The sequence below is a fragment of the Burkholderia sp. Tr-862 genome, from assembly GCF_011753085.1.
Classification (GTDB): Bacteria; Pseudomonadota; Gammaproteobacteria; order Burkholderiales; family Burkholderiaceae; genus Burkholderia; species Burkholderia ambifaria.
In genome coordinates, this window is the sequence record NZ_VWWG01000186.1 from 1 (window position 1) to 11857 (window position 11857).

5 protein-coding genes are annotated in these 11857 nt (G+C 70.2%); all 5 read left to right on the forward strand.

Features of this window, described 5'->3' with window-relative positions; genetic code table 11:
- Positions 1 to 2089: alpha-1,4-glucan--maltose-1-phosphate maltosyltransferase (locus tag F3J14_RS30030; protein WP_166726030.1), on the forward strand; the 2089-nt coding region annotated here is incomplete at its 5' end.
- Positions 2089 to 5499, forward strand: a complete 3411-nt coding sequence (treS, locus tag F3J14_RS30035) for a maltose alpha-D-glucosyltransferase (protein ID WP_166726034.1) — start codon at positions 2089 to 2091, stop codon at positions 5497 to 5499. The genes F3J14_RS30030 and treS, both read left to right, overlap by 1 nt.
- Positions 5496 to 7697, forward strand: coding sequence for a 1,4-alpha-glucan branching protein GlgB (glgB, locus tag F3J14_RS30040; protein ID WP_166726031.1), 2202 nt, complete (start codon positions 5496 to 5498; stop codon positions 7695 to 7697). Before treS ends, glgB begins: the two co-directional genes overlap by 4 nt.
- Before the next feature lie 34 nt (positions 7698 to 7731).
- Entirely contained in the window at positions 7732 to 9846 is a 2115-nt protein-coding gene (gene glgX, locus F3J14_RS30045) for a glycogen debranching protein GlgX (RefSeq protein WP_166726032.1), read from the forward strand.
- 9 nt (positions 9847 to 9855) lie between these two features.
- Positions 9856 to 11739, forward strand: a complete 1884-nt coding sequence (treZ, locus tag F3J14_RS30050; protein WP_166726033.1) for a malto-oligosyltrehalose trehalohydrolase — start codon at positions 9856 to 9858, stop codon at positions 11737 to 11739.
- The last annotated feature ends 118 nt before the right edge of the window (positions 11740 to 11857 follow it).

Below are 11857 nucleotides of genomic sequence, written 5' to 3' on the forward strand. Positions count from 1 at the left end.
TCGCGCGCCGCCCGCGCTCACTCGCACCGATGCCGCGGGCGAGCGCACCGCGCTGTCGGCCGCGCTCGCGGCCGACCGGATCGCGATCGAACGCGTCGAGCCGACGGTCGACGGCGGCCGCTTCGCGATCAAACGCGTGGTCGGCGAGACGCTGGTTGTGCACGCATCGATCTTCACGGATGGCCACGCGCATCTCTCGGCCGCGCTGCAATGGCGGGCGGACGACGAAGACACGTGGCGCGAAGTGCCGTTCGTCGCGGAGCCGAACGATCGCTGGCACGCGCGCATCGCGCTCGACCGGATCGGCCGCCACGTGTTCCGCGTGATCGCATGGCGCGACGACTGGGCGTCGCTCGTCACCGACATCGCGAAGAAGCGCGCGGCCGGCCAGGACGTGACGCTGGAGGTACGCGAGGCGCAACTGCTGCTCGCGACCGCGTTGAAGCACGCCGATCCGGCCGATCGGCACGCGCTCAAGCGGATGGAACAGCTCACCGCCGATTTCAAGGACGCGTCGCCCGACGCGCGCCTCGCGCTGCTCGACGCGCCTGCGCTCGCCGACGCGTACGCGGCGCTGCGCTACCGGCCGTTCGTCACGCACGACGACACCCTCTACCCGGTCGAGGTCGAACGCCGCGCCGCGCGCTTCTCGAGCTGGTACGAGATGTTCCCGCGCTCGGCGAGCAACGATCCGCACCGGCACGGCACGTTCGACGACGTGATCGCGCAATTGCCGCGCATCCGCGACATGGGTTTCGACGTGCTGTATTTCCCGCCGATCCATCCGATCGGCACGACCGCGCGCAAGGGCCGCAACAACAGCCTGAAGGCCGGCCCCGACGACGTCGGCAGCCCGTATGCGATCGGCTCGTCCGAAGGCGGCCACACGGCCGTGCATCCGCAGCTCGGCACGCTCGCGTCGTTCCGCACGCTGGTCGACGCGGCGCATGCGCAGGGGCTCGAGATCGCGCTCGATTTCGCGATCCAGTGCTCGCCCGATCATCCGTGGCTCGCCGCGCATCCGGGCTGGTTCGCGTGGCGCCCCGACGGTTCGCTGCGCTATGCGGAGAATCCGCCGAAGCGCTACCAGGACATCGTGAACCCCGATTTCTACGCGCCGGATGCGCTGCCCGACCTGTGGCTCGCGTTGCGCGACGCGGTGCTGTTCTGGGTCGACGCCGGCGTGCGGATCTTCCGCGTCGACAATCCGCACACGAAGCCGCTGCCGTTCTGGGCGTGGATGATCGCGGACGTGCGCGGCAAGCATCCGGACGTCGTGTTCCTGTCGGAGGCGTTCACGCGGCCGGGGATGATGTACCGGCTCGCGAAGATCGGCTTCTCGCAGTCGTACACGTATTTCACGTGGCGCGAGACGAAGCGCGAATTCATCGACTACCTGACCGAGCTGACGGCCGGCCCCGCGCGCGAGTTCTTCCGGCCGAACTTCTTCGTGAACACGCCCGACATCAATCCGCGCCACCTGCAGAACGCCCCGCGCTCGCAGTTCGTGATCCGCGCGGCGCTGGCAGCGACCCTCGCCGGGTCATGGGGCCTGTACTCGGGCTTCGAGATCGGCGAATCGGCGCCGCTGCCCGACAGCGAGGAATACGCGGACGCGGAGAAATACGAGCTGCGCGTTCGCGACTGGCGCAAGGCCGCGCACATCGGCGCCGAAATCGCGCGGCTGAACCGCGCGCGGCGCGACCATCCGGCGCTGCAGACCCATCTCGGCCTCACCTTCGTCGATGCGGACAACGATCAGGTGCTGGTGTTCGTGAAGGCGACGCCCGCGCACGACAGCGTCGTCGCGGTCGCGATCAGCCTCGACCCGTGGCATCCGCAGGCCGCGAATTTCACGCTCGATGCGGCGCTGTGGCGCGGCTTCGGGCTCGTCGACGGCGAACCGCTCGACGTGCTCGAACAGGACGCCGCGCATGCCGAAACCTGGCGCGGGCATCGCCAGTACGTATCGCTCGACCCACATGTGCGGCCGTACGCGATCTGGCGGCTCGCGCCGTCTCCCGGCGCCGCGCGAGCGGAGGCGCCCGACCCGGCCGATGCCCGGGGCCATTCCGGAGCACACGCATGATGAAACGCGAAGATCCCCTCGACGACGTGCGTCGCGCGCAGTTCCCGTCGCTCGCACCGGCCGGCACGCCGCGCCGGCGCCGTTCGCGGCGCCGCGCGCCCGCGCTCTGCGCGGACGATCCGCTGTGGTACAAGGACGCGATCATCTACCAGGTGCACGTGAAGTCGTTCTACGACTCGAACAACGACGGGATCGGCGACTTCCCGGGCCTGATCATGAAGCTCGACTACATCGCCGAGCTCGGCGTCGACGCGATCTGGCTGCTGCCGTTCTACCCGTCGCCGCGCCGCGACGACGGCTACGATATCGCCGACTACCGTGACGTGCATCCCGACTACGGCACGCTCGCCGACGTGCGGCGCTTCATTCGCGAAGCGCATGCGCGCGGCATCCGCGTGATCACGGAGCTCGTGATCAACCACACGTCGGACCAGCATCCGTGGTTCCAGCGCGCGCGGCGCGCGAAGCCCGGCTCGATGCATCGCGACTACTACGTGTGGTCCGACACCGACACGAAATACGCGGGCACGCGGATCATCTTCCTCGATACCGAAACCTCCAACTGGACGCACGACCCGGTCGCCGGCCAGTACTACTGGCACCGCTTCTACTCGCACCAGCCGGACCTGAACTTCGACAACCCGGCCGTCGTGCGCGAGGTGATCCAGGTGATGCGCTTCTGGCTCGATCTCGGCATCGACGGGCTGCGGCTCGACGCGGTGCCGTACCTGGTCGAGCGCGAAGGCACCAACAACGAGAACCTGCCGGAAACGCATGCGATCCTGAAGCGGATCCGCGCGACGATCGACGCCGAGTATCCGAACCGGATGCTGCTCGCGGAAGCGAACCAGTGGCCGGAGGACGTGCAGGAATATTTCGGCGAAGAGAACGAATGCCACATGGCGTTCCACTTCCCGCTGATGCCGCGCATCTACATGTCGATCGCGAGCGAGGACCGCTTCCCGATCATCGACATCATGCGGCAGACGCCGGCGCTCGCGCCCAGCAACCAGTGGGCCGTGTTCCTGCGCAATCATGACGAGCTGACGCTCGAGATGGTGACCGACTCGGAGCGCGACCTGCTGTGGCAGACCTATGCGAGCGATCGCCGGGCGCGGATCAACCTCGGGATCCGGCGCCGCCTCGCGCCGCTGATGGAGCGCGACCGGCGCCGCATCGAGCTGATCAACTCGCTGCTGCTGTCGATGCCCGGCACGCCGGTGATCTACTACGGCGACGAGCTCGGCATGGGCGACAACATCCACCTCGGCGACCGCGACGGCGTGCGCACGCCGATGCAATGGTCGTCCGACCGCAACGGCGGCTTCTCGCGCGCAGACCCGGAACTGCTGGTGCTGCCGCCCGTGATGGGCGCGCTGTACGGCTATGACGCCGTCAACGTCGAGGCGCAGACGCGCGACCCGCATTCGCTGCTGAACTGGACCCGCCGGATCCTGTCGACGCGCCGCGCGACGCAGTCGTTCGGCCGCGGCTCGATCCGCTTCCTGCGTCCGGAGAACCGCAAGGTGCTCGCGTACCTGCGCGAGCTCGAAGGCCACGAGACGGTGCTGTGCGTGGCGAACCTGTCGCGCGCGTCGCAGGCGGTCGAGCTCGACCTGTCCGAATTCGCGGGCCGCGTGCCGATCGAGATGACGTCGGACTCGCCGTTTCCGCCGATCGGGCAGCTCACGTACCTGCTCACCTTTCCGCCGTACGGGTTCCTGTGGTTCGTGCTGTCCGAGCACGGCCGCGAGCCGTCGTGGCGACAGCCGCACGCGGAGCCGCTGCCCGAATACGTGACGATCGTGATGCGGCGCGGCGACGCGCGCCCGGACGTCGGGCAACTGCACACGCTCGCGCACGATGCGCTCGCGTCATGGCTCACGCGGCGGCGCTGGTTCGCGTCGAAGGACCGCAAGATCGGCGACGCGTGGCTGAACGTCGTCACGCCGATGCCGGACGAACCGTTCCAGTACGCGGAAGCCTGGGTGTCCGCGAGCGACGGCGGCGTCGAGCGCTATGTCGTGCCGCTCGCCACCGCGTGGGGCGGCGAGACGTCGCATCCGCTGTTCGCGCAGCTCGCGCTCGCCCGCGTGCGGCGCGGCCATACGGTCGGCTACCTGACCGACGCGTTCGCGCTGCCGGCGTTCGCGCGCGGGATGCTGCGCAAGCTGCGCGACGGCGCGACGGTGCCGACATCCGACGGCGGCCGCCTCGACTTCCTGCCCGAAGACGCGCTCGCCGGGCTCGATCCCGGCGACGAGGCGGAGGTGCGCTGGCTCGCGGCCGAGCAGAGCAACAGCTCGCTCGTGATCGGCGACGCGATCGTGCTGAAGCTCGTGCGCAAGGTCGCGCACGGCATCCATCCGGAAGCGGAGATGAGCCGGCACCTGACGCGGATCGGCTACGCGAACACCGCGACGCTCGCCGGTGAAGTCGTACACGTCGATCCGGACGGCACGCCGCATACGGTCGCGATCCTGCAGCGCTACGTCGACAATCAGGGCGACGCGTGGACGCGTTCGTTCGACTTCCTGCGGCGCGCGATCGACGAGCTCGCGCTGCCGGCCGCGGGCGACGGCGACGCGGCCGACGTCGACGACGAACCCGATGCGCTGCTCGGCTACGCGGCGTTCGCGGGCATCATCGGCACGCGGCTCGGCCAGTTGCACGTCGCGCTCGCGCAACCGTCCGACGATCCCGCGTTCGCGCCTGAAGCCGCGACGTCCGAGCACGTCGACGGCTGGTGCGTGGATGCGATCGCGTCGTTCGAGCGCGCGCTCGACGTGCTGCGCACGCAGCTCGACACGCTCGATCCGGCCAACCGCGCGGCGGCGGACGTGCTGCTCGCGTCGCGCGACGCGGCCGTCCAGGCCATCGGCGAACTCGTGCCGCGCACGCTCGACGCGCAATGCACGCGCATTCACGGCGATTTCCATCTCGGTCAGGTGCTCGACGTGCAAGGCGACGCGCTGCTGATCGACTTCGAAGGAGAGCCCGCGCGTGCGCTCGACCGGCGCCGCGCGAAATCGCATCCGCTGCGCGACGTGGCCGGCCTGCTGCGTTCGCTGTCGTACGTGAGCGCGACTGCACAGTTCGCGATCGAGAAGGCGCCGCCGCAGACGGCCGGCCGCAAGCGCGCGCTGTTCGACCGCTTCGGGCAGGCCGCCGCCGACCGCTTCGTCGAATGCTATCGCGCGGCTGCCGAGCAGGCGCCCGAGCGCTTCGTCGACCCGCGTTACGCGGACCGCCTGCTCGCGCTGTTCCTGATCGACAAGGCGTCGTACGAGCTGTGCTACGAAGCCGCGAATCGCCCCGACTGGCTCGGCGTGCCGGTCGGCGGGCTCGCCGCGCTGATCGAACGCCTGCTCGATACCGACCGCGCGCCCGACCACGGAGGCAACCGATGACCGACATGCTGTTCGACCGCACCGACATCGAAGCGCTGCTCGCCGGCCGCCATCCGGACCCGTTCGCGTGCCTCGGCCCGCACGCCGACGCCGGCCGGGTCGTCGTGCGCGCGCTGCTGCCCGGCGCGCGGCGCGTACGCGCGGTGACGCCCGACGGCGACGAACTCGGCGCGCTCGCGTGCGTCGACGACGCCGGCTGCTTCGCGGGGACGATCGCGCACGACGGCCGCTACCGGCTGGCCATCGACTGGCCGGACACGCGCCAGATCACCGAGGACGCGTATGCGTTCGGCACGCTGCTCGACGACGCGGCGCTCGCGCGTTTCGCGGCCGGCGACCCGGCCGCCGTGCTCGACTGCCTCGGTGCGACGCCCACGCGCATCGACGGCGTCGACGGCGTGCGCTTCGCTGTGTGGGCGCCGAACGCGCAGCGCGTATCGGTCGTCGGCGACTTCAACATGTGGGACGGCCGCCGGCATCCGATGCGGCTGCGGCGGCCGTGGGGCGTATGGGAGCTGTTCGTGCCGGGCCTCGGCGCCGGCGAACACTACAAGTACGAGCTGCGCGCGGCCGACGGACGCGTGCTGCCGCACAAGGCCGACCCCTGCGCGCGCGCGACCGAAGCGCCGCCGCGCACCGCGTCCGTCGTCGCCGACACGGCGGCGCTCGATGCGTTCGCCTGGCACGACGACGGCTGGCTGCACGCGCGCCCGCCCGCGGAGCGCCGCTTTCGCGTGCCGTGGTCGATCTACGAGGTGCACCCGGAATCATGGCAGCGCGTACCCGAGGAGATGGACCGCAGCGCGACCTGGGACGAACTCGCCGAGCGGCTGATCCCGTACGTGCGCGGCATGGGCTTCACGCATGTCGAATTCATGCCGATTTCCGAATACCCTTTCGGCGGCTCGTGGGGCTACCAGCCGCTCGCACAGTTCGCGCCTTCCGCGCGCTTCGGGCCGGTCGACGGCTTCGCGCGCTTCGTCGACCGCGCGCATGCGGCCGGCATCGGCGTGATCGTCGACTGGGTGCCCGCGCACTTCCCGAACGATCCGCATGGCCTCGCGCAATTCGACGGCAGCGCGCTCTACGAGCATGCCGATCCGCGCGAAGGCATGCACCCGGACTGGAACACCTGCGTGTTCAACCTCGGGCGCAACGAGGTCGGCGCGTTCCTCATCGCGTCGGCGCTCGCGTGGGCGCGCCGCTATCACGTCGACGGGATCCGCGTCGACGCGGTCGCGTCGATGCTGTACCGCGACTATTCGCGCAACGAAGGCGAATGGGTGCCGAACATCCACGGCGGGCGCGAGAACCTCGAATCCGTCGCGTTCCTGCGCACACTGAACGACACGCTGCACGGTGCGCTCGCGCCGCCCGGCGTCGTCACCTTCGCGGAGGAATCGACCGCGTGGCCGGGCGTCACGGCGTCGACCGGCGACGGCGGGCTCGGCTTCGACTTCAAATGGAACATGGGGTGGATGCACGACACGCTGGCGTATGTGCGCGAGGATCCGATCCATCGCCGCTATCACCACGACCGGATGACGTTCGGGCTCGTCTATGCGTTCTCCGAACGCTTCGTGCTGCCGCTGTCGCACGACGAAGTCGTGCACGGCAAGGGCTCGCTCGCGGCGAAGATGCCGGGCGACGCGTGGCAGCGGCTCGCGACACTGCGCGCGTACTTCGGCTTCATGTGGGCGCATCCGGGCAAGAAGCTGCTGTTCATGGGCAGCGAATTCGCGCAATGGGCCGAGTTCGCGCACGATGCGACGCCGCACTGGGACCTGCTCGACGCCCCCGCGCATCGCGGCGTGCAGCGGCTCGTGCGCGACCTGAACCGCGCGTATGCGGCCGAACCGGCGCTGCACGCGCTCGACTGTCACGCGGCCGGCTTCTCGTGGCTGATCGGCGACGATCGCGACAACAGCGTGTTCGCGTTCGCGCGCCGCGACGATACCGGGCGCCTCGTCGTCGCGGTCTGCAACTTCACGCCGGTGCCGCGCCCCGGCTATCGCGTCGGGTTGCCCGCGCCCGGGCACTGGCGCGAACTGATGAACACCGATGCCGCCGTGTACGGCGGCACGAATGCCGGCAACGACGGCGCCGTATGGACGGAGGACGTGCCCTCGCACGGCCAGCCGTGGTCGGCCACCTTGCGCCTGCCGCCGCTCGCGACCCTATGGCTGAGCCCGGCCTGACGCCCGGCGCCCTCGACACGGAGACAATCCCCCCATGCCGACCGCCCTGCCTTCCCGTCTCGAACCCGGCCGCAGCTATCCGCTCGGCGCCACGTGGGACGGCCTTGGCACCAACTTCGCGGTGTTTTCCGCGCATGCGCAGCGCATCCAGCTGTGCGTGTTCGACCCGACCGGCCGCAAGGAACTCGCGCGCCTCGACCTGCCCGAATGCACCGACGAGGTGTGGCACGGCTACCTGCCGAACGCACATCCGGGCACCGTGTACGGCTTTCGCGCGGATGGCCCGTACCAACCGCAGCACGGCCATCGCTTCAACCCGACCAAGCTGCTGCTCGACCCGTACGCGCGCAAGCTGGTCGGCCAGTTCCGCTGGTCCGACGCGCTGTTCGGCTATCGCGTGCATTCGAACCGCGCGGACCTGTCGATGGACCGCCGCGACTCGGCGCCCGCGATGCCGAAGGCCGTGGTCGTCGACGAGGCGTTCGACTGGCGCAACGACCGGCGCCCGGACGTGCCGTGGCGCAGCACCGTGATCTACGAGACCCACGTGCGCGGCGCGTCGATGCGCCGCGCCGGGCTGCGCGTGCCGGAGCGCGGCACGTTCGCGTCGCTGTCGCATCCGGCGTTCATCGATCACCTGCTGTCGATCGGCGTGACGACGATCGAGCTGCTGCCGGTGCACGCGTTCCTGCAGCAGCGTGCACTGGTGAACCGCGGGCTGCGCAACTACTGGGGCTACGACACGGCCGCGTTCTTCGCGCCGGAGCCGTCATACCTGACGACGCGGCGGCTCGACGAAATGCGCATCGCGATCCGGCAACTGCACGCGGCCGGCATCGAGGTCGTGCTCGACGTCGTCTACAACCACACATGTGAGGGCAACGAGCTCGGCCCGACGCTGTCGTGGCGCGGCCTGGACAACGCGAGCTACTACCGGCTGCGGCAGGACGACCGGCGTTACCACGTCGACGAGACCGGCTGCGGCAACACGCTGAACCTGTCGCATCCGCGCGTCGTGCAGATGGTGATGGATTCGCTGCGCTACTGGGCCACCGCGTTCAACATCGACGGCTTTCGTTTCGATCTCGGCGTGACGCTCGGCCGCGAGGATCATGGCTTCGAGCCGGGCGCGGGGTTTTTCGACGCGTTGCGGCAGGATCCGGTGCTCGCGCAGCGCAAGCTGATCACCGAACCGTGGGATCTCGGCCTCGGCGGCTATCAGCTGGGCCGTCATCCGCCCGGCTTCGCCGAATGGAACGACCGCTTTCGCGACACGGTGCGGCGCTTCTGGCGCGGCGATGCAGGCCAGCGCCCGGAGCTCGCCGCGCGGCTCGCGGGCTCGGCCGACCTGTTCAACCATCAAAGGCGCCGGACCTGGGCGTCGATCAATTTCATCACCGCGCACGACGGCTTCACGCTCGCCGATCTGGTGTCGTATGCGCACAAGCACAACGAGGCGAACGGCGAGGACGACCGCGACGGCCGCGACGACAACTGCAGCGCGAACTGGGGCGTCGAAGGCGCCACCGACGATGCGTCGATCCTCGACCTGCGCGCGCGTGTCGCGCGCTCGATGCTCGCGACGCTGTTTACCGCGCTCGGCACGCCGATGCTCGTCGCCGGCGACGAATTCGGCCGCACGCAGCACGGCAACAACAACGCGTATTGCCAGGATAACGAAATATCGTGGCTCGACTGGGACCTCGCGCACAGCGACGAAGGTATCCAGATGATCCGTTTCGTGTCGCGGCTCGCCGCGCTGCGGCGCATGTACCCGGTGATGTCCGCGCCGCGCTATCCGTCGGGCGACCGCGACGGCGCGCCGGGCATGCGCGAGATCGGCTGGTTCGACGAACACGGCCTCGAGCTGAGCGTGCCCGCGTGGGAAGACGGCGAGCGCCGCGCGCTGACGATGCGGCGCGTCGGCGCCGGCCGCACCGGGCGCACCGAGGCGTTGCTCGTGATGCTGAACGCGTCGGCCGGCACCATCAAGTTCAAGCCGCCCGCACCGGTGCTCGACTACCGCGTGCTGCTCGACACGGCGACGCCCGACTCCGGCCCGCGCGCGTGGCCGCAGGCCGGCCTCGACGTCGCCGCGCACACGGCCGTGATCGCGGTCGCGGCCGTGCCACCCGACCTGCCCTCGTGAGGAACCGCCATGTCGTCACGTACTGCCCATCCATCCGGCACGCACGCGTTCGCATCGTCGTTCGGCGCGGCCTGCCTCGACGCGGAGCACACGCGCTTCCGGTTGTGGGCGCCCGCGAGCCGCACGACCGCGGTCGAACTGCACGGCGACGCGCGCATCGCGATGCAGGCCGCCGGCGACGGCTGGTTCGAGGTCGTCGCGCGCTGCGGCCCCGGCACGCTGTACCGCTTCCTGCTCGACGACGGCCTCGCGGTGCCCGATCCCGCGTCGCGCTTCCAGCCGTCCGACGTGCACGGCCCGAGCCAGGTCGTCGATCCGGCCGCGTACCGCTGGCGCAACGACGCGTGGCGCGGCCGTCCGTGGCACGAGACGGTGCTGTACGAGCTGCACGTCGGTGCATGCGGCGGCTATGCGAGCGTCGAGCGGCGCCTGCCCGACATCGCCGCGCTCGGCGTGACCGCGCTCGAGCTGATGCCCGTCAACGCGTTCCCCGGTGCGCGCAACTGGGGCTACGACGGGGTGCTGCCGTTCGCGCCCGATGCGTCATACGGCCGGCCCGAGGAGCTAAAGGCGCTCGTCGACGCCGCGCATGGGCTCGGACTGCAGGTGTTTCTCGACGTCGTGTACAACCACTTCGGCCCCGACGGCAACCTGCTGCCGCGCTATGCACCGGAATTTTTCCGTGCGGACCGGCAGACCGCGTGGGGGCCGGCGATCGATTTCTCGCGGGCGCAGACGAGCGCGTTCTTCATCGACAACGCGCTGTACTGGCTCGACGAATTCCGTTTCGACGGCCTGCGCATCGACGCCGCGCATGCGATCGACGACGATGCATGGCTGCGCGAGCTGGCACGGCGCGTGCGCACGCATTTCGGCGATGCGCGTCACGTGCATCTGGTGCTCGAGAACGAACGCAATACCGCGAGCCTGCTCGGGCCCGACGGCTTCGATGCGCAGTGGAACGACGACTTCCACAACAGCGCACACGTGCTGCTGACCGGCGAGCACGAAGGCTACTACCGCGCGTACGCCGACGCGCCGCTGCGCCGTCTCGCGCGTACGCTCGGCGAAGGCTTCGCGTATCAGGGCGAGCCGTCGCCGCTGCACGGCGGCGCGCCGCGCGGCGAGTCGAGCGCGCACCTGCCGCCGACCGCGTTCGTCACGTTCCTGCAGAACCACGACCAGATCGGCAACCGCGCGTTCGGCGAACGGCTGCGCGCGCTCGCGAACGACGACGCGGTGCGCGCCGCGACCGCGTTGATGCTGCTCGCGCCGCAGATCCCGCTGCTGTTCATGGGCGAGGAAGACGGCAGCACGCAGCCGTTCCAGTTCTTCACCGACTATCGCGGCGAACTCGCCGATGCGGTGCGCGAAGGCCGTCGCCGCGAGTTCGCCGCGTTTTCCGCGTTCGCCGACCCCGCGCATCGCGATGCGATCCCCGATCCGAACGACGTCGCCACGTTCGTGCGCTCGTCGCCGGCCCACGCGGACGACGATGCGTGGCCCGACGCCGACGCATGGCGGCACTTCTACCGCAGCGCGCTGACGGTGCGCGCGGCGCTGGTGACGCCGCACCTGCCCGGCGCCCGCGCACTCGGCGTCGAGTTGCTGGCGGGTAAAGGAAATGGCAACGACCACAGCGATGCGGAGGCGCTCGTCGCGCGCTGGCGGCTCGGCGACGGCAGCACGCTCACGATCGCGTTCAATCCCGGCTCGCACGACGCGGTGCTGCCCGCGCTGCCGGTCGGCAAGATCGTGTTCGAGACGCCGCCGCGCGCGCGCGACCGGCTCGCCGACCAGCGGCTGCCCCCTCGCACCTGCATCGCGTGGCGCGACGGCGCGGTCAACCATGATGCGCTGAAACACCGCGCGAACGGGCACACGCGACCATGACGACCGACGTACCGATCGCCGAGCTTGCGCGCGCGGTCGGGCTCGAACCCGACTGGATCGACGCGGGCGGCGTCGCGCGGCGGGTGGCCGACGATTCGCTCGTCATGGTCGCGTGTGC

What these genes read in the sequence shown, in the direction of transcription:
- treS (WP_166726034.1), top strand. Translation starts at nt 2,089, where the DNA reads ATGAAACGCGAAGATCCCCTCGACGACGTGCGTCGCGCGCAGTTCCCG.
- glgB (WP_166726031.1), top strand. Translation starts at nt 5,496, where the DNA reads ATGACCGACATGCTGTTCGACCGCACCGACATCGAAGCGCTGCTCGCC.
- treZ (WP_166726033.1), top strand. Translation starts at nt 9,856, where the DNA reads ATGTCGTCACGTACTGCCCATCCATCCGGCACGCACGCGTTCGCATCG.
- glgX (WP_166726032.1), top strand. Translation starts at nt 7,732, where the DNA reads ATGCCGACCGCCCTGCCTTCCCGTCTCGAACCCGGCCGCAGCTATCCG.